The organism is Pannonibacter phragmitetus (assembly GCF_050510895.1).
Taxonomy (GTDB): domain Bacteria; phylum Pseudomonadota; class Alphaproteobacteria; order Rhizobiales; family Stappiaceae; genus Pannonibacter; species Pannonibacter phragmitetus_B.
Genome location: NZ_JBNINT010000001.1, coordinates 3,749,712 through 3,772,050, shown reverse-complemented (window position 1 = coordinate 3,772,050; position 22,339 = coordinate 3,749,712). Strand labels below are relative to the sequence as shown.

General features: G+C 63.1%; 20 protein-coding genes and 1 pseudogene. All 21 read right to left on the bottom strand.

Annotated elements, in window-relative coordinates:
* Positions 1 to 146: 146 nt before the first annotated feature.
* Positions 147 to 2,274 (bottom strand): annotated as a pseudogene (gene pnp, locus ACQB61_RS18105) (polyribonucleotide nucleotidyltransferase).
* A 229-nt stretch (positions 2,275 to 2,503) separates the two neighbouring features.
* Positions 2,504 to 2,773, bottom strand: coding sequence for a 30S ribosomal protein S15 (rpsO, locus tag ACQB61_RS18100; RefSeq protein ID WP_430513749.1), 270 nt, complete (start codon positions 2,771 to 2,773; stop codon positions 2,504 to 2,506).
* Between the two features lie 218 nt (positions 2,774 to 2,991).
* Complete coding sequence (truB, locus tag ACQB61_RS18095) at positions 2,992 to 3,927, bottom strand: tRNA pseudouridine(55) synthase TruB (protein WP_430513748.1); 936 nt, start codon at positions 3,925 to 3,927, stop codon at positions 2,992 to 2,994.
* 41 nt (positions 3,928 to 3,968) lie between these two features.
* Positions 3,969 to 4,400 carry a 30S ribosome-binding factor RbfA gene (gene rbfA / locus ACQB61_RS18090; RefSeq protein ID WP_430513747.1) on the bottom strand — a complete coding sequence of 144 codons (432 nt, stop codon included), beginning with the start codon at positions 4,398 to 4,400 and terminating at the stop codon, positions 3,969 to 3,971.
* 154 nt (positions 4,401 to 4,554) lie between these two features.
* Positions 4,555 to 7,296, bottom strand: a complete 2,742-nt coding sequence (gene infB / locus ACQB61_RS18085) for a translation initiation factor IF-2 (RefSeq protein ID WP_430513746.1) — start codon at positions 7,294 to 7,296, stop codon at positions 4,555 to 4,557.
* 8 nt (positions 7,297 to 7,304) lie between these two features.
* Complete coding sequence (locus ACQB61_RS18080; protein ID WP_430513745.1) at positions 7,305 to 7,967, bottom strand: RNA-binding protein; 663 nt, start codon at positions 7,965 to 7,967, stop codon at positions 7,305 to 7,307.
* A gap of 140 nt (positions 7,968 to 8,107) precedes the next feature.
* Positions 8,108 to 9,733, bottom strand: coding sequence for a transcription termination factor NusA (nusA, locus tag ACQB61_RS18075; protein ID WP_430513744.1), 1,626 nt, complete (start codon positions 9,731 to 9,733; stop codon positions 8,108 to 8,110).
* A gap of 67 nt (positions 9,734 to 9,800) precedes the next feature.
* Positions 9,801 to 10,463, bottom strand: a complete 663-nt coding sequence (gene rimP / locus ACQB61_RS18070; RefSeq protein ID WP_430513743.1) for a ribosome maturation factor RimP — start codon at positions 10,461 to 10,463, stop codon at positions 9,801 to 9,803.
* 230 nt (positions 10,464 to 10,693) lie between these two features.
* Positions 10,694 to 11,380, bottom strand: a complete 687-nt coding sequence (trmB, locus tag ACQB61_RS18065) for a tRNA (guanosine(46)-N7)-methyltransferase TrmB (protein WP_430514412.1) — start codon at positions 11,378 to 11,380, stop codon at positions 10,694 to 10,696.
* A gap of 113 nt (positions 11,381 to 11,493) precedes the next feature.
* Complete coding sequence (gene metK / locus ACQB61_RS18060; RefSeq protein ID WP_430513742.1) at positions 11,494 to 12,666, bottom strand: methionine adenosyltransferase; 1,173 nt, start codon at positions 12,664 to 12,666, stop codon at positions 11,494 to 11,496.
* Positions 12,667 to 12,887: 221 nt separating this feature from the next.
* A complete protein-coding gene (locus ACQB61_RS18055; RefSeq protein ID WP_430514411.1) occupies positions 12,888 to 13,331 on the bottom strand; it encodes a helix-turn-helix domain-containing protein in 444 nt (147 codons plus the stop codon).
* A 168-nt stretch (positions 13,332 to 13,499) separates the two neighbouring features.
* The gene (locus tag ACQB61_RS18050; RefSeq protein WP_430513741.1) at positions 13,500 to 13,967 is read right to left on the bottom strand and encodes an apolipoprotein N-acyltransferase; all 468 of its coding nucleotides are present in this window, start codon (positions 13,965 to 13,967) and stop codon (positions 13,500 to 13,502) included.
* On the bottom strand, positions 13,964 to 15,115 hold the full coding sequence (lnt, locus tag ACQB61_RS18045; RefSeq protein WP_430514410.1) for an apolipoprotein N-acyltransferase: 1,152 nt from the start codon (positions 15,113 to 15,115) through the stop codon (positions 13,964 to 13,966). The genes ACQB61_RS18050 and lnt overlap by 4 nt, the downstream gene beginning before the upstream one ends.
* 152 nt (positions 15,116 to 15,267) lie before the next feature.
* Positions 15,268 to 16,383 (bottom strand): hemolysin family protein, encoded by a 1,116-nt coding sequence (locus tag ACQB61_RS18040; RefSeq protein WP_430513740.1) that lies wholly within the window; start codon positions 16,381 to 16,383, stop codon positions 15,268 to 15,270.
* Positions 16,384 to 16,424: 41 nt separating this feature from the next.
* On the bottom strand, positions 16,425 to 16,967 hold the full coding sequence (gene ybeY, locus ACQB61_RS18035) for an rRNA maturation RNase YbeY (RefSeq protein WP_430513739.1): 543 nt from the start codon (positions 16,965 to 16,967) through the stop codon (positions 16,425 to 16,427).
* A 5-nt stretch (positions 16,968 to 16,972) separates the two neighbouring features.
* Entirely contained in the window at positions 16,973 to 18,001 is a 1,029-nt protein-coding gene (locus ACQB61_RS18030; RefSeq protein ID WP_430514409.1) for a PhoH family protein, read from the bottom strand.
* A gap of 55 nt (positions 18,002 to 18,056) precedes the next feature.
* Positions 18,057 to 19,457 (bottom strand): tRNA (N6-isopentenyl adenosine(37)-C2)-methylthiotransferase MiaB, encoded by a 1,401-nt coding sequence (gene miaB / locus ACQB61_RS18025; protein WP_430514408.1) that lies wholly within the window; start codon positions 19,455 to 19,457, stop codon positions 18,057 to 18,059.
* 291 nt (positions 19,458 to 19,748) lie between these two features.
* Entirely contained in the window at positions 19,749 to 20,585 is an 837-nt protein-coding gene (locus tag ACQB61_RS18020) for a lysophospholipid acyltransferase family protein (RefSeq protein WP_430513738.1), read from the bottom strand.
* On the bottom strand, positions 20,572 to 21,024 hold the full coding sequence (locus ACQB61_RS18015) for a Fur family transcriptional regulator (protein WP_019963775.1): 453 nt from the start codon (positions 21,022 to 21,024) through the stop codon (positions 20,572 to 20,574). Before ACQB61_RS18015 ends, ACQB61_RS18020 begins: the two co-directional genes overlap by 14 nt.
* Positions 21,025 to 21,065: 41 nt before the next feature.
* The gene (gene rimI / locus ACQB61_RS18010) at positions 21,066 to 21,554 is read right to left on the bottom strand and encodes a ribosomal protein S18-alanine N-acetyltransferase (RefSeq protein WP_430513737.1); all 489 of its coding nucleotides are present in this window, start codon (positions 21,552 to 21,554) and stop codon (positions 21,066 to 21,068) included.
* Positions 21,551 to 22,231, bottom strand: coding sequence for a tRNA (adenosine(37)-N6)-threonylcarbamoyltransferase complex dimerization subunit type 1 TsaB (tsaB, locus tag ACQB61_RS18005; protein ID WP_430513736.1), 681 nt, complete (start codon positions 22,229 to 22,231; stop codon positions 21,551 to 21,553). Before tsaB ends, rimI begins: the two co-directional genes overlap by 4 nt.
* Between the last annotated feature and the right edge of the window lie 108 nt (positions 22,232 to 22,339).

Genomic DNA, 22,339 nt, shown 5'->3' with positions numbered 1-22,339 from the left:
CCGTTTACGGGATGGAGCTGTGCAGGCGGAAGGCTGTAAGGGACGCAGAGGCATATCTGGCCTGGCTACAGATCACGCAGCACAGAAAAAGAAAAGACCCGGGCTTGCGGCCCGGGTCCCCATGTCTTTCAGGATCTGAAAGCGGATTATTCCGCTTCCTTTTCCTTCTCGATTTCCTTGCCGGTTGCCTGATCGACAACCTTCATGGACAGGCGGACCTTGCCGCGCTCGTCGAAGCCCATGAGCTTGACCCACACCTTGTCACCTTCCTTGATCACGTCGGTGACCTTGGCAACCTTCTGCGGGGCGAGCTGGGAAATGTGGACGAGGCCGTCCTTGGCGCCGAAGAAGTTCACGAAGGCGCCGAAATCGACGCACTTCACGACCGTGCCTTCGTAGATCATGCCGATTTCCGGCTCAGCGGCGATGGAGTTGATCCAGTTGATCGCAGCCTTGATCGCCTTGCCATCGGAGGAGGCGACCTTGACGGTGCCGTCGTCCTCGATGTTGATCTTGGCGCCAGTCTTTTCCACGATTTCGCGGATGACTTTGCCGCCCGAACCGATCACTTCACGGATCTTGTCGACCGGGATCTTCAGCACTTCGATGCGCGGCGCATGTTCGCCGAGTTCCGAACGGGCTTCGGTGATCGCGTTGGACATTTCGCCGAGGATGTGGATGCGGCCGTCACGAGCCTGATCCAGAGCGACCTTCATGATCTCTTCGGTGATACCGTCGATCTTGATGTCCATCTGCAGCGAGGTGACACCAGCAGCCGTACCAGCCACCTTGAAGTCCATGTCGCCGAGGTGGTCTTCATCGCCGAGAATGTCGGACAGAACGGCGAACTTTTCGCCTTCCTTGATGAGACCCATGGCGATACCGGCCACCGGAGCCTTCAGCGGCACGCCTGCATCCATCAGCGCCAGCGAGGTGCCGCAGACGGTTGCCATCGAGGACGAGCCGTTCGACTCGGTGATCTCGGAGACGACACGCAGGGTGTAGGGGAACTCGTGGTGGTTCGGCAGCATCGGATGGATGGCGCGCCATGCCAGCTTGCCATGGCCGATTTCACGGCGGCCCGGCGAGCCCATGCGGCCCGTCTCGCCCACGGAATAGGGCGGGAAGTTGTAGTGCAGCATGAAGTGCTGCTTGTAGGTGCCTTCCAGCGCGTCAACGAACTGCTCGTCTTCGCCGGTGCCGAGGGTGGCAACGACCATCGCCTGGGTTTCACCACGGGTGAACAGGGCGGAGCCGTGTGCACGCGACAGGATGCCGACTTCCGAAACGATCGGACGGACGGTCTTCAGGTCGCGGCCGTCGATGCGGTGGCCGGTCTCGATGATGGCGCCGCGAACGATCTCGGCTTCCAGCTTCTTGAACAGCTCGCCCACAACGGTGCCAGCCGGAGCTGCGTCGCCGCCGTTGGTGATGACAGCTTCCACGACCTTGGCCTTGGCCGCATCAACGGCGTTCTTGCGCTCGGTCTTGGAGGTGATCTTGTAGGCGGCGGTCAGATCGGCGGCAGCGATGCCCTTGATCTTGCCAAAGAGCTCGGAGTGATCCGGCAGGTTGAGAGCGCGGGGCTCCTTGGCTGCGGTCTCTGCCAGCTTGATGATGGCGTCGATCACGGTCTGGAAACCGCGGTGACCAAACATCACGGCGCCGAGCATGACGTCTTCGTTCAGTTCCTTGGCTTCGGATTCCACCATCAGAACGGCGTCATTGGTGCCGGCGACCACGAGGTCGAGCAGCGAGATCGGCCATGGAGTCAACGGCCGGGTTCAGCACGTATTCGCCATTGATGTAGCCGACGCGGGCGCCGCCGATCGGGCCCATGAACGGAACGCCCGACAGGGTCAGGGCAGCAGAAGCTGCGACCATGGCGAGGATGTCCGGAGCGTTCTCCATGTCGTGCGACAGTACGGTCACGATCACCTGGGTGTCGTTCTTGTAGCCGTCAGCAAAGAGCGGGCGGATCGGGCGGTCGATCAGGCGCGAGGTCAGCGTCTCGTGCTCGGACGGACGGCCTTCACGCTTGAAGTAGCCACCCGGGATCTTGCCGGCCGCGAAGGCCTTTTCCTGGTAGTTGACGGTGAGCGGGAAGAAGTCCTGACCGGGCTTCGGCTCCTTGGCGGACACGACAGTGGCCAGCACCTTGGTCTCGCCATAGGTGGCCATCACGGCGCCGTCAGCCTGACGGGCAACCTTGCCGGTCTCGAGCACGAGCGGGCGGCCTGCCCAGTCGACTTCAACACGATGAATATTGAACATGCAATGTCCTTACATATGCGTCCGCAGCCCCTTGGCATGCGGGCGGTTTCCGGCTGGCCCCGGACGGGCCGGTTACCGGGGACAGATCATGGGCAAGACGGCAAGACGCTTCCCGTGCCACCTTGGCACTGCCGGGAGAGCATCCGGCGATCCTGCCCCATGACTGTCATGAGACTTCCTATAAGCAAACGCGGCGGGCAAATCCACCCACCGCGTTTCCTTCTGATCCTTAGCGACGGATCCCGAGGCGTGCGATCAGCGCCTTGTAGCGCGCTTCGTCCTTGCGGTTCAGGTAGTCGAGCAGGGAACGGCGCAGGGCCACCAGCTTCAGCAGGCCACGGCGGGAATGGTTGTCCTTGACGTGTCCCTTGAAGTGTTCGGTCAGGTTCGTGATCCGTTCGGTCAGAACAGCGACCTGCACTTCCGGAGAACCGGTGTCACCTTCCTTGATGCCATATTCCTTGATGAGCTGCGCCTTGCGCTCTGCAGTGATCGACATCGGTATGTCCTTTCTTGGGATGAAACTGGCCGGGCCAGCTGTATCTTGGCGGCTCATGGCCGCCTTATGCCGCTTCTGCCGTTCAGCCAGGGCCGGGATGTCGTCCAGCGAAGGTCGGGCAAAGGGATCGGGGCCATCATTGGCCCGATTGCGCGGGAATATGACGGAGACGGCCTGCAAATTCCAGAAGAATCTTGAAAGGCTGCTCCCCGCCGTTCCTAAAGGTGAAGAATGCGCGAAGGCTGGAACCGGCCCTTGTCAATGAAGCCGAGCGCCACCGGTGTGCCGCCATGGCTGGCAAAGGCCAGATCGCAGGACAGCGGCGCGCTGCGTCCGCGCAGAAGCACCGCCATGCCCTGGCGGATACGCGCCGCATCGTCGCTGCTGACCGGCACTTCCGGCAGGTCTTCCAGCGCCTCGCGCACGGGCAGCAGGAAGTCCATCAGGGCTTCCACATTGCCTTCAGCCTCTTCGGCGGCTTCGCTTAGCTCATCCAGCGTCACCATATCCGCTTCGCCAAAAGGCCCGACCAGCAGGCGGCGCAGTTCGGTCACATGGCCGCGGGTGCCAAGACGGCGGCCAAGGTCACGCGCGAGTGCCCGCACATAGGTGCCCTTGCCGCACTCGGCTTCAAAGACGGCCCGGTTCTCGTCGGGCATATCCACCAGCGTCAGGCGGTGCACGTCGATGGGCCGTGCTTCCAGCTCCACCTCCTCGCCGTCCCGGGCAAGGTCATAGGCGCGCTCGCCGTCCACCTTGATGGCCGAGAATTTCGGCGGCACCTGCAGGATGGTGCCGGTGAACTCCGGCAGTACCGCACCGATGGCAGCCGCATCCGGACGCACATCCGACGTGGCGATGACCTCGCCTTCGGTGTCATCCGTATTGGTTTCTGCGCCCCAGGTGACCTCAAAGCGGTAGATCTTGCGTCCGTTCATGACCATGGGAACGGTCTTGGTCGCCTCGCCAAAGGCAATCGGCAGGCAGCCGGAGGCACGCGGGTCCAGCGTGCCGGCATGGCCCACCTTTTCCGGATGCAGGATGCGCTTCAGGCGCGACAGGGCGTCATTGGAGGTCAGGCCATAGGGCTTGTCGAGCACCAGCCAGCCGTCAATGGCATTGCGCGGGCGGCGCTGCTTCTGCGGACGGGACATGTTTGTTTCCTGAAATTCCTGATGGACCTGAAAGCTGCGGCTCAGTCTCTAGTGTCGTCACCGGCTTCGCCGTCATCGCCATCCGCATAGTCCCGCCGGACATCCGGCGAGTGCAGCAGCGCGCCGATGCGGTCATCGTCGTCGAACCGGGTGTCGAGGATGAAGCGCAGGTCCGGCATGAATTTCATGGTCATGCGGCGGGATACCTGGCCGCGGAAGTACTTGGCGCTGCGGTTCAGCGCCTTCACCACCTTGTCGCCGTTCTGGCCGCCCAGAGGCATGATCAGGCAGGTGGCCAGACGCAGATCTGGCGTCATCCGCACTTCCGGGATGGTGATGATCACCCCGTCCAGATCCGGATCGGACAGCTGGCCGCGGGTGAGAATTTCCGACAGTTCCTTACGCACGATTTCGCCGACGCGAAGCTGGCGCTGCGAGGGCATGCCGGCGCCCTCTCCTGATGTTTTGGCCATTGGGTCATCCACTCAAACAGGTCCACCGGGGACGGCCGGTGCCCTGCGAAAACAAACCGCCGGCGCAAAGGAAATTCCTCGCGCCGGCGTGCAATCCTGCCAGCATTTCATCTGGCTCGATGCCCGGCGGATGCCGCCGGGCGTGGCGCTTGCCTTACAGCGTGCGGGCGATCTGCTCGACGCGGAAGCACTCGATGACATCGCCGACGCGCATGTCCTGGTAGTTGACGAAGTTCATGCCGCATTCCTGGCCGGATTCGACAGACTTGACGTCGTCCTTGAAGCGCTTGAGCGTGCCGAGCTTGCCTTCGTGCACCACGACGTTGTCGCGGATGAGGCGGACTTCGGCGCCGCGCTCGACGATACCTTCCGTGACAAGGCAGCCTGCCACCTTGCCCACCTTGGTGATGTCGAAGATCTCGCGGATCTCGGCATACCCGATGAAGGTTTCGCGCCGCTCGGGAGCCAGCATGCCGGACATCGCCGCCTTCACGTCATCCACGAGGTCGTAGATGATGTTGTAGTAGCGGATCTCGATGCCTTCACGCTCGGCCGCTTCACGGGCCTGCTTGTTGGCGCGCACGTTGAACGCGATGATCGAGGCATTCGAGGCGGTCGCCAGCGTGACGTCGCTCTCGGTGATGCCGCCAACGCCGGACAGGAGGATACGGGCGCCGACTTCGTCGTTGCCGAGCTTCTCCAGCGCATGGGCGATGGCTTCCGCCGAGCCCTGCACGTCCGCCTTGACCACCAGCGGGAAGTCCTTGCGGCCGCCGCTCTGCAGACGGCTCATCATCTGCTCCAGCGAGCCGCGCGAACCGGCCTTCAGCACAGACAGCTTCTCGCGCTTCTGACGCTGACGGTAGTCCACGATCTCGCGGGCACGGGCTTCGTTCTCGACGACGGCAACCTGGTCGCCAGCGTCCGGTGTGCCCTGGAAGCCAAGGATCTCGACCGGCTTGGAGGGACCGGCCTCCTTCACCTGGTTGCCATCCTCGTCCAGCATGGCGCGGACCTTGCCCCACTCACCGCCGGCGACAAGAATGTCGCCAACGCGCAGGGTGCCCTTCTGCACCAGAACGGTTGCCACCGGACCGCGGCCCTTGTCGAGCTGGGCTTCGATGACGAGACCTTCTGCGGTGCGCTCCGGATTGGCGCGCAGTTCCAGAACTTCCGACTGCAGCAGGATCATTTCCAGCAGGCGGTCGAGGTTCAGGCCGGTCTTGGCCGAAACTTCCACGTCGATGGTGTCACCGCCCATGGATTCCACGACGATCTCGTCATGGAGCAGTTCGGTCCGCACGCGGTTCGGATCAGCGGCCGGCTTGTCGATCTTGTTGATGGCAACGATGATCGGCACACCGGCAGCCTTGGCATGCGAAATCGCTTCCTTGGTCTGCGGCATGACGCCGTCATCGGCAGCCACCACCAGAACAACGATATCGGTTGCCTTGGCACCACGGGCACGCATCTGCGTGAAGGCGGCGTGGCCCGGCGTATCGATGAAGGTGATCTTCTGACCATTCTTCTCGACCTGATAGGCGCCGATGTGCTGGGTGATGCCACCGGCTTCGCCCGTCACAACCTTGGAATTGCGGATCGCATCCAGGAGCGAGGTCTTGCCGTGGTCAACGTGACCCATGATCGTGACGACCGGGGGACGCGAGATCAGGGTGCCTTCCTCGTCGGCTGCGGAGAACAGGCCGTCCTCCACGTCCGCTTCAGAGACGCGCTTGACCGTGTGGCCCAGTTCGGAAGCGATCAGCTCGGCCGTATCTGCGTCGATCACGTCGTTGATCTTCAGCATCTGGCCCTGCTTCATCAGCAGCTTGATCACGTCCACGGAACGTTCTGCCATACGGTTGGCGAGTTCTTGGATGGTGATGACTTCCGGCAGGATCACTTCACGCGAGATCTTCTCGCGCACAGCCTGCATGCCGCCACGCTTTTCCTTTTCACGGCGGCGGCGCAGGGAGGCAAGCGAGCGCGAACGCTGCTCGTCCGACCCGCCGGTCGCGGCAGAAATGGTCAGCTTGGAACGGCGGCGGTCATCGCCGGTGCTGCGCTTGGCAACCGGAGCTGCCGGGGTCTTCGGGCGCTTGACGGTCCGCAGGCCGTTCTTGCGCTCTTCCTCGGCTTCTTCCTCGGCTGTGCGGCCAGCGGCCGGGCGCGGACGCTCGGTTGTGGCAGCGGCCTCGGGCTTGCGGCCTGCGGGAGCTTCAGCACGGGCGGCCGGAGCAGGAGCGGCGGGAGCCGCCGCAGCCGGCTTCACCGGCTCAGGCTGGACTTCCGGCTCGGCTGCGCGGCGCTCTGCCTCTTCGGCTTCGCGGCGGACGCGCTCTTCCTCTTCGGCCTTGCGGCGGGCTTCTTCCTCGACGCGGCGGATCGCCTCTTCCTCAGCCCGGCGGATAGCTTCCTCTTCCGCGCGCTTGCGCTCCTCGATCTCGCGCTGCTGCGCAAGCTTGAGGGCGGCGGCACGGGCGGCTGCCTCTTCCTGGGTCAGGGAACGGAGCACGGCACCGCCACCTGGGCGCTGCTGCTGGCCGCGGTTCTGCTGCTGCGGCCCACGGCGCTGCTGCTGATTGCGGTCGCCGCCCTGGTTCTGCGGCTGCTGCTGGCGCTGGGGCGCGGGGGACTGGGCCTGTGCGGGGGCAGGAGCTGCCTCACGCGGACGCTCGGCCGGCGCAGATGCTGCTGCCGGGGCCTCGCCCTCGGGACGCCCTTCCTGGCCGGGAACCACGACCCGGCGTTTCTTCTTTTCCACGACGACAGCCTTCGACCGGCCATGGGAGAAGCTCTGGCGAACAGTTCCCTGTTCGACGCCGCCCCGCTTGAGGCCGAGGGTCTTCCGCTCGACGTTGATCGTCTTGTCGCCTGGATTCTTCGTATCGTTCATATTTGCCTTCAGTCCTGCGCTACCGCACTGTCCGCGCCACAGCGTTCATACGTGACGGAACCTGCCCGGAAAGCCTCCAGTTGACGCACACGTTCAAGGAAGCCTTCGCTCGCCCGGCCAGCGAGCAGTGCAGCATGTATCACATTAGTGCGACCCAATGCCAAATCCAATTGAGTCGAATCGAACAAACGGACGACCGGACGGCCGCTTGCCAGCTCTGTCTGGCTCGCAGCGGCTGCCGCGAGCTTTCGAATTCCGTCCCCGGATGCATCCGAGGCATGAATGAGGGCGATCACAGGATCGCGCCGCAGCGCGGCTTCGACCTTGGAAAACCCGGTCACCAGTTCCCCGGCCTTGCGGCACAGGGACAGTGCGGACAGCGCGCCCTTGACGAGCAGCGTATCGATAAGATCCGCCAGTCCGGGCTCCGCCTTCACCTCTGCCTTGAAGGCCTTGGCGAAAACACGCTTCTTCACGGCCGTCTCGACGGCCTCACGTTTCGCCGTGACCCAGACCCCGCGCCCCGGCAGCTGACGCTTGAGGTCCGGCACGACATGACCTTCCGGGTCCAGAACGAAGCGCATCAGCTCCGAAACCGGCAAGACCGCCCGCGAGAGCGCACATTGCCGTTCCAGCGGCTCGTTCTTCCTCGGCACCCGGCGGGCCTCCATTCCTTCCGCCTGCCCGATCCTCTTACAAGGCCTCAGGCAGGTTCTGGTTTGCGTTCATCCCGCAAGGCGGGCACCCAGGCCGTGCCCTTGCCCGTCCTGCGGATGTGCTCCACGGCAAAACCGCCGCGGAGGCCTTTTCGTCAGGCGGTCTCGCCGGCGTCTTCTTCTTCGCCGCCTTCCGCTTCTTCCTCAAATGTGCCCATATGGGCAGCAAGCTCTTCCTCGGTGATCCAGCCTGCCGCAAGGCGTGCAGCCATCACCATGCCCTCGGCGTCGGTGCGCGACACTGCGAAGGACGACAGGGCGCCGTCGAAACGCTTGGTCTCGCCATCCTTGCGCTCGGTCCAGCCCACCAGATCATCGGCGGCGCAACCTGCCAGATCCTCGATCGTCTTGATGCCATCCTTGCCAAGGGCAACCAGCATCGCGGTGGTCAGGCCATCGATCTGGCGCAGCTCGTCGGCAACACCCAGAGCGCGGCGCTCCTCGTCCTGCTTGGCTTCCAGCTCGGCGAGGTAATCGCGGGCACGGGCCTGGATTTCCTCGGCGGTGTCATCATCGAAGCCTTCGATCATCGAGATTTCCTCGAGATCGACATAGGCCACTTCCTCAACAGACGTGAAGCCTTCGGTCGCCAGCAGCTGGCCAACCATCTCATCCACGTTGAGGCATTCCATGAACAGGGTGGAGCGCTCCTGGAATTCCTTCTGGCGCCGCTCGCTTTCCTCCTGCTCGGTCATGATGTCGATGGCCCAGCCGGTCAGCTGCGACGCCAGGCGCACGTTCTGGCCGCGGCGGCCAATGGCCAGCGACAGCTGCTCGTCCGGCACCACGACTTCGATACGCTCAGCGTCCTCGTCCACCACGACCTTGGCGACTTCTGCCGGCTGCAAGGCGTTGACGATGAAGGTTGCCTCATCCGGGTTCCACGGAATGATGTCGATCTTCTCGCCCTGAAGCTCGCCCACAACGGCCTGAACACGAGAGCCGCGCATACCAACGCAGGCGCCGACCGGGTCGATGGAGCTGTCCTTGGAAATGACGGCGATCTTGGCACGCGAACCCGGGTCGCGGGCCACAGCCTTGATCTCGATGACGCCATCATAGATCTCCGGGACCTCCTGCGCAAAGAGTTTCGCCATGAATTGCGGATGGGTGCGCGACAGGAAGATCTGCGGGCCGCGCTGTTCGCGGCGCACGTCATAGATATAGGCGCGGATACGGTCGCCGGTGCGGAACAGCTCACGCGGGATCAGCTCGTCGCGGCGCACGATGCCTTCACCACGGCCAAGGTCGACGATGACGTTGCCGTATTCAGCGCGCTTGACCGTGCCGTTGACCACTTCACCGATACGGTCCTTGAACTCGTCGAACTGACGGTCACGCTCGGCTTCGCGCACCTTCTGCACGATCACCTGCTTGGCGGACTGGGCAGCGATACGGCCGAAGTCGAGCGGCGGCAGCGGCTCGGCGATGTAGTCGCCGATGGTGGCTTCCGGGTTGCGCCGCTTGGCATCCTCGAACGCGATCTCCGTGGAGAAGTTCTCCACGTTTTCGACCACCTGGAGCAGGCGCTGCAGGCGGATCTCACCGGTCTTCGGATTGATCTCGGCGCGCACCTCCGTCTCGGTGCCGTAGCGGGAACGGGCCGCCTTCTGGATGGCGTCTTCCATGGCAGCGATCACGATGCCCCGGTCGATCGTCTTTTCACGGGCAACCGCATCGGCGATCTGGAGCAGTTCCAGCCGGTTCGCGCTGATAGCCATTCTCGTTCACTCCTCTTGCGCGCCTGTTCTCCGCGCGCTTGTCTCAAAGCATTGAAAAGGGAAGGCCTCAGTTGGCCCGGTCTCCGGAGGAGCCGTCCCCGTCATCATCTTCGTCGTCGTTGTCGTGCTCGTATTCGAATTCCGTGTCGTCGTCATCAAGGTCATCGGCATCGATGCCACGGGCGGCAAGGGCCGCCTTCTCTGCCTTGAGCGCAGCGCGGATCAGATCATCGGTCAGCACCAGCCGGGCCTCGCCAATCTCGCCAAGCGGCAGGAGAACCGGGTTCGGGGCGCCTTCCGGCGCGTCGGAAAGACGCAGCACGGCAGACCCGCCTTCAACGCCGGTGATCACGCCGCGAAAACGCTTGCGGCCATCCTGCGGAACGGACATCTCAATCTTCGCCTCGTGGCCGGACCAGCGGACGAAATCGCTCTCGCGCACCAGCGGGCGGTCGATGCCCGGCGAGGAGACTTCCAGATGATAGGCGCGATTGATCGGATCGTCGACGTCGAGGGCGGGCGAAACGGCGCGGCTGATCTCCTCGCAGTCATCCACGGTCATCGTGCCGTCCGGGCGCTCAGCCATGATCTGCAGGGTGCAGCCGTTTGCGGCGCTGATCTTCACGCGTACCAGCCGGTAGCCAAGGTCGGCGATCACCGGTTCCACAATGGCCGCGACGCGGGCATCAAGGCCGTCTTCGATGACGATACGGGGCTCTTGCAAACTCAATGCGTGTCTCCTGTCCGGGGGCGGACTGGCGCCAGGATCTCCCGGCCACCCATTCCGCCAGCATCACGACCGGCCTAAACAAAAAAGAGCGGGTCCTTCGCGGGGCCCACTCTCATACTGCTCCGATCGAGCCGCTAGAGAAGATGAATGACACCTTTATACGCAAGTCTGCCGGAAAAGCAAGGGCAAAGCCCGGATGCCGCCCTCCGGCAGATGCTTTCTATGAAGGCTCACCGCCTCAGGAAGGTGAGATAACGCGGCACGCGGCCTTCCCTGAGCGCCTTGGCCTCATAGCGGGTGCCCGGCCAGCCAGCCCAGGGCAGGCGCCAGTCATCGGCCGTTTCCGCCGTCCATTCAAAGGCTTCGTGGTCACGGATATGGCGCAGGGTCCAATCCACATATGTGTCGATGTCGCTGGCAAAGCGGAACTGCGATCCCGGACGCAGCGCGCGGGCGTAGCGGTCCAGGTTTTTCGGGCTGATGAAGCGGCGCTTCCAGTGGCGCTTCTTGTGCCAGGGGTCCGGATAGAGCTGGTAGGCAAGGGACAGGCTGGCCTCCGGCAGCCAGTCGAGGATCTGCACGGCGTCGTCGTCATAAAGACGCACGTTCTTCAGTCCTCCATCCACCACCTCGACCAGCGCCTTGCCCATGGAAGTGCTGAAAGGCTCGATGCCGATGATGCCGACGTCCGGATTCTCGCGGGCCCGGTGCAGCAGGTGCTCGCCGCCGCCGAAACCCACTTCCAGCCAGACTTCGCGCACGGACGCTTCAAACAGACTGGCAAGGTCCGCAGGCGCGGGAACGGACGGATCAAGCCGCAGGCGCGGCATGTCCGTTTCCATCAGCGTATTCTGGCGCGGCGTCAGCGGCTTGCCCTTGCGCCGTCCATAGAAGGAACCGTCGTAGAAATCAGTCATGGGTCCGTTGCGGTCAAACGAAAGGCTGGGGCCGTTCAGCAAGCGTGCCCCCGGATAGGAAACGCCGGCCGCCATCGGGCAGCCGGCGCTCCGGTTCATGTAGACGGGCTGCCTCAGCCGGCAAAGCCCTTGAGCGCGCCAACAAGATCAGTGGCTTCCCAAGAGAAGCCGCCATCTGCTTCCGGCGCACGGCCGAAGTGGCCGTAGGCTGCGGTGCGCTCGTAGATCGGGGCATTGAGCTTCAGGTGCTGGCGAATGCCACGCGGGGTGAGGCTCATGACGTCGCGCAGGCCCTTTTCGAGCTTGGCTTCATCGCAGCGGCCTGTGCCATGCAGGTCGACATAGACCGACAGCGGTTCGGACACACCGATGGCGTAGGACAGCTGAATGGTGCAGCGGTCGGCGAGGTCAGCAGCAACGACGTTCTTGGCGAGGTAGCGTGCGGCATAAGCAGCCGAACGGTCCACCTTGGTCGGGTCCTTGCCGGAGAATGCGCCGCCGCCGTGCGGGGCTGCACCGCCGTAAGTGTCCACGATGATCTTGCGGCCTGTCAGGCCGCAGTCGCCGTCAGGTCCGCCGATGACGAAGGCGCCGGTCGGGTTGACGTGCCATGCGGTCTGCTCGTCGATCCAGCCATCCGGAAGGGCGCTGCGGATGTAGGGCTCGACGATGTTACGCACATCGCGGGAGGTCAAGGTGGCGTCAAGGTGCTGGGTGGACAGCACGATGGAGCTGACGCCCACCGGCACGCCGCCCTTGTAGCGGATCGTTACCTGGCTCTTGGCATCAGGCCCAAGCACCGGCTCGCGGCCCGACTTGCGGGCTTCGGCGAGCAGGCGCAGAATCTTGTGGGAGTAGTAGATCGGCGCGGGCATCAGCTCCGGCGTCTCGCGGCAGGCATAGCCAAACATGATGCCCTGGTCGCCTGCGCCTTCGTCCTTGTTATCGCCGGCGTCAACGCCCTGGGCGATGTGGGCGGACTGGGCGTGCAGGTGCACGGCAATGTCGCAGTTTTCCCAGTGGAAGCCTTCCTGGGCGTAGCCGATGTCCTTGACAGCCAGACGCGCCAGATGGGCCACGTAGTCCTTGGTGATGGTCGCAGGGCCACGGGTTTCACCGGCAATCACGATGCGGTTCGTGGTTGCGAGGGTCTCGCAGGCAACGCGTGCCTCCGGCATCTCTCGCAGGTAAGCGTCAACGACGGCATCGGAAATGCGGTCGCACACCTTGTCGGGGTGACCTTCCGAGACAGACTCGGAGGTGAAGAGATAGTCCTGACGGGCCATAGCCGAACGTCCTTCTGGGAAAATATGAACATGGCGGCGGATTTCCTCCGCCGCCAAGTCAAGTGATGAAGCAGATTGACCAGCGAGCGTCAAGTTCCCTCGCCGTTGAAGATCATCTGTCGCTGCAGCCCGGCGAGCCTGTCGCTCCGGAATGTAATCAAACCCTTATGCCGTCTCAGCATTCTCAAGGCGTGATGTAACAGCGACTTCAAAGTCTTGTGTCAGGCCTCGTCGCCGGCAAGGGCGCGGACCAGATCAACGATCTTGCGGCGCACCTTGGGGTCTTCGATCCGCACGAAGGCCTTGTTCAGGGACAGGCCTTCGGAGGAGGAGAGGAAGTCAACCACATACGAGGTCGGCTGCGACTCGCCAAAGCCCTCAAAGTCGTCCGGCGAACCGGGAGCGTCTTCGAAGAAGAAGGCAACCGGCACCTTCAGTACGGTCGAGATGTGCTGCAGGCGCGAGGCACCAATACGGTTGGTGCCTTTCTCGTATTTCTGAATCTGCTGGAACGTGATGCCGAGGCTCTCACCGAGCTTCTCCTGGCTCATGCCAAGCATCATGCGGCGCAGACGGACGCGGCTGCCGACATGCACGTCGATCGGGTTAGGTGCTTTTTGCTGGGCATTGCCCTCATCTTTCGCTTCAGCGTGTCTTCCGGCCAGAAGGAGCACGCAGGTTATCAAGAACTCGAAACACACATTGAGCTGCCATCCTGGCGCTACGGGTGTGGACCGGACCACCCACTGCCGGTCCTCTGTTTCGCGGTTTCCGCGGCTCCTCCGGAAGCTGCGGTTGTACTACACTATGCTCGCGGACTCTCCCATTCAATATCAATTATGACGCGAAGGTAGGTTGAGGCCCATTAAAGTAAAAAATGTAGTAAAAATGATAAGGAGTCCGGCCAGCCCTGCATCTCCGTACCGGACATAAAGCGTTGCCGGCAACGGTGCAGTCAGGTGTGCGTCAATCACGCCTGACCGGTTGAGAGCCAGAGAGCCCATTACGCGGCCATACGGATCAATAACAGCTGATATACCTGTATTGGCAGATCTGACAAGGGGTAATCCTTGTTCAATTGCCCGGAACCGGGCTTGCGCCAGATGCTGGCGGGGGCCGGCCGTGTCGCCGAACCAGGCGTCATTTGTGACGTTGAGCAGCCAGTCCGGGCGGCTTCTGGCCTCTGATGCCATTTGCGGAAAGATTGCTTCATAGCAGATCAGCGGCAGAAAGGGCGGCAGCCCCGGTGTCTGCAAGACGCGCGTTGCATAGCCTGCCGTGAAAGCGCCGGGGGCGTTCACCAGCTTCCGGATGCCCAGCCGCTCGAGAAGTCCGGACAGGGGAGGTACTCTCCGAAGGGCACAAGGCGCACCTTGTCATAGGCCTCCAGAATTTCGCTGCGATCTCCGATGACGTAGATGCTATTGTAATATTTTATGCCATCAGGTCCTCGTTCGGAACGAATTGCGCCCGTAACAAGTGTCTGATTTGGCTCAAGGAGAGAATCGATCTCGGAAAGAGCTTCGGGGGAACTTGTTAGAAGAAAAGGAAATGCAGATTCCGGCCAGACGAAGACTTTGGGCGTTGTGTCTGTCGAATTATCGATTTTGGCAGACTTGCTCAACCCAAGATAGCTTCTAAAAATCGAAACTTTATTCTCAGGGAGCCATTTCTCTTTTTGCGCGATATTGGGTTGTATGACGCGAATGTTTATAGGTGGCTCAGTCAGTTCCACTGGCTTTGCAAGCCTCGCAGTACCCCAGCCCCAGAGGCCGGCGAGGAGGGCCAGGCTCAGTCCCAGCGGCAGCCAGTTGCGGCGCCCGGCATCTGCGAGGGCCGCCGGGGCGGCCGCGCATGCGGTGACAAGGGCGCTCAGCCCAAAAATGCCAATGAGGCTGGCGCTCTGGGATAGCGCAAGGCTGCCGGAGACGCTGTAACCGAAGCTGTTCCAGGGAAAACCGGTCAGAATGTGCCCGCGCAGCCAGTCCGAAATGGCCAGAAGCCCGGCGAGCAGCAGCAAGCGGCCCGCATGTTCGGGCCAGAAGCGGGTTGCCAGGGCAATCGCAGCGGCATGAAACAACGCAAGTCCGGCCGGAAGACCTGCAATGGCAAAGGGCAGCATCCAGGCATATTGCTCGGCCTCCACCAGAAAGGCGCTGCCGATCCACCACAGGCCTGCAAGGAAGTAGCCAAATCCGAAGCACCAGCCAATGACAAAGCCGGCGCGGATCTGTTTGCTGGGCGAGACGCTGTCCTTTACGCCGGCCGCGCCGTCGATCAGCCAAACGAGAGCCGGCAGAGTGACAAAGAGCGCGGGAAGAACGTTGAACGGCGGCAGAGCCAGAACAGAAGCTGCCCCTGCAGCAAAGGCCAGAAACCAACGTCTTTTGCCGTGGGCCAGAAGGAATGGGCTGGCGGCACGCCGTATCAGGTCTGGCAGGAAGGGCATTGTCATGTTTCTCCGCCGCGTCCGGCCCGCAGCATGTGGGGGTCGATAGAGCGCAGGTCAAGTCCTCTGGGCCTGCCTCTGATCAGACCAGACCGGGGCAGAGACCGGCAGCTTCCAGGCATGATGCGGCGGCATTTCAGAGCTCCGGCAAGCTATGCGGCCGGAGGCTCCGTGCCAGCTGTCTTTTCGTCACGCTTTGGCCGCCGCCTCTGGTCGCCCGCGCGGCCTTCTGCGCGGCGCTTGCGCACCCTCAACCGCTTGATCCGGCGCGGGTCCGCATCCAGCACCTCGAACTCGTAGCCGGTGACTTCCTTGGGGGCGATGAGCTCACCGCGCACCGGCACCCGTCCCAGCAGTGTGAACAGCATACCGCCCAAGGTGTCGACTTCCTCGGCCATTTCTCCGGCGTTGAAGCCGGTGCCCAGCTGTTCAGACAGTTCTTCCAGCGGAATGCGGGGATCGGCAATCCAGACGCCGTCGCCGGCCGGCTGAAGCATTGCCTCTTCGTCCTCGTCGTGTTCGTCCTCGATATCCCCGACGACCGTCTCGACAATATCTTCCATTGAGACGAGGCCATCCGTGCCGCCATATTCGTCGATGACAAGCGCCATCTGCACGCGGCTGGCCTGCATCTTGGCCATCAGGTCGGTTGCGGGCATGGAGGGAGGCACGAACAGAAGCGGACGCAACAGGCCAGTCTCGGCGAGCGTCAGCGTCAGGTCGATCAAGGTCAGATCAAGGGCAGAATTCTTGGCAGATACATCGGTGTCTTTTGTGGCCCCGGCATCTGACGGTGTGGCAAGACGGGCGATGAAGGCCATCAGGTCCTTGATGTGAACCATCCCGCGCGGGTCATCAAGACTCTCATGATAGACCGGCATGCGGGAGTGACCATTCTCGCGGAACACTTCCATGAGGCGGCCCAGCGTTACACTGTCGTCCACGGCCTCGATATCCGCGCGGGGAACCATGACGTCATCGACGCGCAGTTCGCGCAGGCGAAGGATGTTGCCGAGCAGCAGACGCTCTTCCGGCGAAAAGGCCGTGTCCCCGCCTTCAACCATTTCGCGGGCAAGCTCATCCTGGAGATTTTCCCGCAGGCTTGAGGCGCTGCTGCGCCGCAGCCGTGCAAGGCGCCCGGCAATTCGGGCCAAAGGCCCCGGTTTTCGGGGCCCGGATAGTCGTGGGTCGGCGCCATCTTCCTGAACCGGCACGGAAGCCGGACTGGCCGCAGGCGTTGCGATACTGCCACTGTCAGAAACTGTCATCTGTCCATTCGTTCGTTGTCCCTGCTGTCACCCTTGCGGGATCAGGGCTCCTGCGGGTCATCTGCCACAAGCGGTGCGTCCGCATACGGGTCGGCAATGCCCATGCTGGCAAGGATCCGGCGTTCCAGATCCTCCATCTCTTCGGCCTCGGCCTCCATCTGGTGATCATATCCGAAAAGATGAAGGAGTCCGTGCACAACAAGATGCAAAAAATGGTCCTGAAAGGAAATATCCTGCTCTTCAGCCTCCTTTGAGACTGTTTCCAGTGCAAACACGATATCACCAAGCAGAGGGCCGTAAAGCCCGTTCATCTCTTCCCCGCCGGGGAAGGAGAGAACATTCGTGGCCTTGTCCTTGTTCCGCCATTCGGCGTTGAGCTCGCGGATGCGCTCGTCATCGACGAAAAGAAGCGACAACTCGGAGCCGGGCATGGCCTTCAATCCGCCAATGCGGAAGGCGGCTTCCGCGGCGCGCAGGCTCAGGGCCTCCAGCTCGTCTTCTTCCAGCCAGCCATCACATTCGACGCTGAGGTCCAGTAGAAAATCTTCCGGCAAGGCGCTGGCGGCAGCAGGGGCAGGGGCCACAGCGCTTACTCCGGCTGCTGCGCGGCGGCGGCGCGCTGGGCGTGCCGGCGCTCCCGCTCCTGCAGCTCTTCACGGCTGGCATCGTCATAGGCGCGCACGATGCGGGCCACCAGTTCGTGGCGCACCACGTCCACATCGGTGAACTGCACGTGGGCAACGCCCTCGATTTCCGGCAGCAGCTCCAGCGCCTCGCGCAGGCCCGACTTCTGGCCCATGGGCAAGTCGATCTGGCTCGGGTCACCGGTGACGATCATCTTGGAGTTCTCGCCCAGACGGGTGAGGAACATCTTCATCTGCATCGTCGTGGTGTTCTGCGCCTCATCCAGAAGCACAACGGCATTGGACAATGTGCGTCCACGCATGAAGGCGAGCGGCGCCACTTCGATCATGCCGGATTGCAGGCCGCGATCGACCTTTTCCGGCGGCATCATTTCGTAAAGCGCGTCGTAAAGCGGGCGGAGATAGGGATCGACCTTCTCCTTCATGTCGCCCGGCAGGAAGCCGAGGCGCTCGCCCGCTTCAACGGCAGGGCGGGAGAGGATCAGCCGCGAGGCATCGCCGCGCTCGATGAGGGCTGCGGCATAGGCGACGGCGAGGAAGGTCTTACCCGTGCCGGCAGGACCCGTTCCGAAGATAAGGTCTGCCCGGTCCATGGAGCGGATATAGGCGTCCTGCGCTGCCGTGCGGGCGACAACCGTCTTCTTGCGGGTCGAGATCTGGGCGAAGGAAAGGCGTGAGCGGGGCTCCAGCGTCGGAAGCGGCAGCTGGGCCTCAGCTGCCACCGCCATGCGCATTGCACCTTCCACGTCGGCCGGATGGATTTCATGGCCCTGCTGCAGGCGCTGGTAAAGTGATTCGAGTGCGTGGCGTGCCTGCTCGCACTGGCGGTGCTTGCCCTTCAACGTCACCTGATTGCCGCGGGCAATGGCATCGACGCCAAGACGCTGCTCGATCAGAGCCAGGTTCTGGTCAAACTGGCCAAAAAGGTCACCAATCAGCCTGTTGTCATCGAACGCAAGGACAATGTGGGTCATGTCAGAGGCAGGGACTGCTCCCCGGTCAGAGGGCTTGCGAAGCGTTGTCTGGCTGTCACGCGTCAATGGCCGCCTCCTTGGCAGGGCTCGGGAAATCGAGCGCAGTCTCAGTGTGCCCTGCAATCAGCCGTCCGAACAGCGAATTGGAGCCCGTGTCGTAAATTTCCACGGTTTGGATCGTGCCAATCAGATCCTGCGGACCGTCCACCTGTACCGGTTGCAGCCAGGGAGACTTGCCGGTGATCTGACCGGGCATGCGTCCAACCTTCTCGAACAGCACGTCCATCTGCATTCCGACACGGGAGCGGTTGAAGGCGCGCTGCTGATCGGCCAGCAAGGCCTGAAGCTCGATCAGCCGGGCGCTCTTCACGTCTTCCGGCACCTGATCTGCCATGGTTGCCCCCGGCGTGCCGGGGCGCTGGCTGTATTTGAAGGAGAAGCAGGCGGCATATTCCACCCGCCGCACCAGATCCAGCGTATCGGCGAAATCCTGATCCGTTTCTCCGGGGAAGCCGACGATGAAATCCCCCGAGAGTGCCAGGCCGGGCGCGGCCTCGCGGATGCGGTCGATCAGGCGGAAGTAATCCTCGCGCGTATGGCGGCGGTTCATCGCTGCCAGAATACGGTCGGAGCCCGATTGCACCGGCAGGTGCAGATAGGGCATCAGTTCCTTCAGGTCCCGGTGCGCGGCAATCAGCTCGTCATCCATGTCGCGCGGATGGCTCGTGGTGTAACGCAGCCGGTCGAGCCCCGGAATGTCCGCAAGGCGCCGCAGCAGATAGCCAAGGCCGAGAGGCTTTCCATCCGGGCCATCGCCATGCCAGGCGTTGACGTTCTGCCCCAGCAGCGTCACCTCGCGCACGCCCTGTGCGGTCATCTGCTCAGCTTCTCGCAGGATCTGGGCCAGCGGGCGCGACACTTCAGAGCCACGCGTATAGGGCACCACGCAGAAGGTGCAGAACTTGTCGCAGCCTTCCTGCACGGTCAGGAAGGCAGAAGGAGCCCGCTTCAGGCCCGGCTTCGCAGCTTCCTTTGACAGATGATCGAACTTGTCCTCGATCTCGAATTCCGTCTCCACCACGCTTTCACCGCGTGAGGCGCGGGCGATCAGGTCCGGCAGGCGGTGATAGCTCTGCGGGCCGAAGACCATGTCCACGACGGGCGCACGGCGGGCAATTTCCTGGCCCTCCGCCTGTGCCACGCAGCCGGCAACACCCACCATAAGCGGCTTGCCGCCGGGACCGCGCTCGTCCTTCAGCTTGCGGATGCGGCCAAGCTCGGAATAGACCTTTTCGGCCGCCTTCTCGCGGATGTGGCAGGTGTTGAGGATCACCAGATCCGCGTCATCCATGCTGTCCGTGGTGCGGTAGCCCTGGGGGCCCAGCACATCGGCCATCCGGTCGCTGTCATAGACATTCATCTGGCAGCCATAGGTGCGCACGAAGACCTTCTTCATGCCGTCCTGTTCACTGCCTTCCGCCCGCCTGCTGACCACGGCTTCGTCAGAGCCTTCGCCGCCAACCGTCTGGCTGCCATTGGTGTGGGAATGGGCCGGGCTGGCCGGATGCAGTTCACTGGAACGCTGGGTCATGAGCTCCTCACGGCGCCCGGACGGTCAACACCATCACGCAGGCTCGCGCAGATCAGATATACAGGGGCCATGTGACGGTTTGCCGTCACAGGAGAGGCCGCCCTCGATTTCCGCCAGCTTTAGCCGCTTTTGCCGCCGATGAGAATAGGCGAGGCGTCATTGTGTTGCTTCGCTGACCGGAACTTCAGCCTCACGGGCCTCCGGGTCCAGCGGCATGCGTCCCGTCAGCCCGGCAATAGTCATGCGTTCCACATCGGCATGAAGGCGGGCAGTCAGGGCCTTGCGGTCAGTTCCGGGGCTCACTTCCACCGGCTCGCCCCAGGTCAGCTCCACATCAATGGCGCCATTGCAGAACACGCCCCACAGGTGGCCGCCCAGCTCCATGTCGCCATACCAGGCAATGCGCGCACGGGTGCGCCTGTCCAGCGGAATGCCTTGCTGGCGGGCATAGACGATGGACAGCGGCTGCACCTCAACCGGCGCGCCATTTTCAAGCGCCTTGGTTGCTGCGCCCAGCAGAGCCGAGCGGAAGGGCAGAACCCGGTTTCCGTCGTTGGACGTGCCTTCGGCAAACAGCACCATGGCATCCCCGCTGGCCATGCGTCCGGCAATCTGGCTGGCGACGGCGCCGGTCTCGGTGCGGCGGGTGCGATTGACGAAAACCGTGCGCTGAAGCTTTGCGAAAAGCCCGAAGATGGGCCAGCCCTCCACTTCCGATTTGGCGATGAAGGACAGCGGCATCACTGCGCCCAGAACGGTGATGTCCACCCAGGACGCATGATTGGCAACGATCAGAAGCGGCCGGTGGCTGGCAGGCTTGCCCTTCTGCGTGATGCGGATGCCCACGAGCCGTGTGGCAATGCGGTGCCAGAGATACGGCAGTTGCCGCTGCACCGGATGACCGGCCTTCATGGCGAGCCATTGAAGGGGAATAAGGATCAGGGAGACGATTGTCAGCAGAAGGATGACGCAGACCGCTTTACTCTGCCGCATCGCCGCCCTCCGGGGCCTTGGGTGCCAGTGGCACGCAGTAAAGCTCCAGCCGGTGGTCCACCAGCCGGTAGCCGAGCCGCTTGGCGATCAACTCCTGCAGCGCTTCGATTTCCTCGCTGCGGAACTCAATCACCGTGCCGTTGCGCAGGTCGATCAGATGGTCGTGGTGCTCGTCCGGCACCGTCTCGTAACGCGAGCGCCCGTCGCGGAAATCATGCCGTTCGATGATGCCTGCATCCTCGAACAGCTTCACGGTACGGTAGACAGTGGAAATGGAAATGCGGGCATCCAGAGCGGAGGCCCGGCGGTAAAGTTCTTCCACATCCGGATGGTCCGTCGCTTCCTCGATGACGGAGGCGATGATGCGGCGCTGCTCCGTCATGCGCATGCCCTTGGCGATGCACTGATCGGCAAGCGAGTTTGGCCGGTCACCGGACATGCCTGCCCCTTTCCTTCCGCGTTGAACCCTGTCTTGAGCGATTAGCCAAGATCGGCGCGCATGACAAGCGCGGTGCCGTCTTTCTCGCTCTGCCGGTAATAGCCCTTGCGCTCGCCCACCTGCTGGAACCGGAGGCTCCGGTACAGGCGCAGGGCAGGCTCATTGGCGGCATCCACCTCCAGAAATACGCTGGCGCAACGTTCGCCATAAAGGCGGAACATGGCTTCCTGCATCAGCCGTTTTGCGACGCCGCGCCCGCGCTGGCGCGGGTCAACAGCGAGTGTCAGCACTTCCGCCTCATCAGCGACCTGACGCATGATGACGAAGCCGACAGGTGTGCGCGTGCCGTAGGGGCTGGCGCGGCGGGCGAGGAGCATGAGAACGCCATCCTGCGAGCGAAGTCGCGCCAGTTCATCTTCATCCCAGCCATGGGCGAAGGAATTGGCGTGGATATCCGCAAGGCGCGGCAGATCCTCGTCTTCAACGGTCTCAATCATGGGCGGAGCAGACCAGAACCACCAGAAACTCATATCCGCTCGATCCTCCCTTTGAGTTGCGGCTTGGCATCGGGCGGGCGCAGGTAAAGCGGCACCGGTGGCTGGCCGCTTGCCTGCGCCGCTGCCCCCAGCCGCGCCACCGTAGCAATGTCCGGGACCGTGGCCGTGCCGTGCACCTTCACGCCGGCAAGGCCGCAAGCTTCAGCAAGAGCAGGTGCCGCCGAGCCGGTCAGCACCATGCCGGGTGTGACGCGTGCCGCCAGATCCTGCCGCAAGGCCACCTCAGGCTCTCCTGCCGGTTGGCCTGTTTCATCATAAAAGGCTGCGTAGATCTCGTCTTCGCGGGCTTCCAGCACAGCCAGAACGGGCCGGCCATCTGCCTCTGCCCGGGCCTCCGCTGCAAGGCCATCCAGAACGGATATGCCGATGGCCGGGATCTGCCGCACCAGCGCAAAGCCGCGGGCAACGGACAGGCCAACCCGGAGCCCGGTAAAGCTTCCGGGGCCGCAGGTGACGGCAATCCGGTCAAGATCCGCAAAGGTGACGTCCGCTTCGGCCATTACGGCCTCGATCATCGGCATCAAGGCTTCCGCATGACCCCGTCCGATGGCCTCGCTGCGGGAGATCAGTGTCTCGCCGCCGTCCGTCAGCGTCAGCACGGCGACCGCGCAATTGGCCTGGGCCGTATCGATGGCAAGCAGTCGGGTCATGGTCTGTCCCGGCCTCCGCAAGGCCTGCAAGCGCAGCACCGCCCTGGGTGCCGCTCAAGAAAATCCGGATGCAGCGGCTGCTGCATCCGGATTGCTGTAGTGTCCCGA

Bases quoted from the DNA above. Each gene is read 5' to 3' on its own strand.
- metK (WP_430513742.1), bottom strand. From the start codon at position 12,666: ATGGCCCGTCAGGACTATCTCTTCACCTCCGAGTCTGTCTCGGAAGGT.
- ACQB61_RS18030 (WP_430514409.1), bottom strand. From the start codon at position 18,001: ATGACCCACATTGTCCTTGCGTTCGATGACAACAGGCTGATTGGTGAC.
- lnt (WP_430514410.1), bottom strand. From the start codon at position 15,115: ATGCCCTTCCTGCCAGACCTGATACGGCGTGCCGCCAGCCCATTCCTT.
- rpsO (WP_430513749.1), bottom strand. From the start codon at position 2,773: ATGTCGATCACTGCAGAGCGCAAGGCGCAGCTCATCAAGGAATATGGC.
- rbfA (WP_430513747.1), bottom strand. From the start codon at position 4,400: ATGGCCAAAACATCAGGAGAGGGCGCCGGCATGCCCTCGCAGCGCCAG.
- truB (WP_430513748.1), bottom strand. From the start codon at position 3,927: ATGTCCCGTCCGCAGAAGCAGCGCCGCCCGCGCAATGCCATTGACGGC.
- trmB (WP_430514412.1), bottom strand. From the start codon at position 11,380: ATGACTGATTTCTACGACGGTTCCTTCTATGGACGGCGCAAGGGCAAG.
- ACQB61_RS18015 (WP_019963775.1), bottom strand. From the start codon at position 21,024: ATGTCCGGTGACCGGCCAAACTCGCTTGCCGATCAGTGCATCGCCAAG.
- miaB (WP_430514408.1), bottom strand. From the start codon at position 19,457: ATGAAGAAGGTCTTCGTGCGCACCTATGGCTGCCAGATGAATGTCTAT.
- nusA (WP_430513744.1), bottom strand. From the start codon at position 9,733: ATGGCTATCAGCGCGAACCGGCTGGAACTGCTCCAGATCGCCGATGCG.
- tsaB (WP_430513736.1), bottom strand. From the start codon at position 22,231: ATGACCCGACTGCTTGCCATCGATACGGCCCAGGCCAATTGCGCGGTC.
- ACQB61_RS18020 (WP_430513738.1), bottom strand. From the start codon at position 20,585: ATGCGGCAGAGTAAAGCGGTCTGCGTCATCCTTCTGCTGACAATCGTC.
- ACQB61_RS18080 (WP_430513745.1), bottom strand. From the start codon at position 7,967: ATGGAGGCCCGCCGGGTGCCGAGGAAGAACGAGCCGCTGGAACGGCAA.
- rimI (WP_430513737.1), bottom strand. From the start codon at position 21,554: ATGAGTTTCTGGTGGTTCTGGTCTGCTCCGCCCATGATTGAGACCGTT.
- infB (WP_430513746.1), bottom strand. From the start codon at position 7,296: ATGAACGATACGAAGAATCCAGGCGACAAGACGATCAACGTCGAGCGG.
- ACQB61_RS18040 (WP_430513740.1), bottom strand. From the start codon at position 16,383: ATGACAGTTTCTGACAGTGGCAGTATCGCAACGCCTGCGGCCAGTCCG.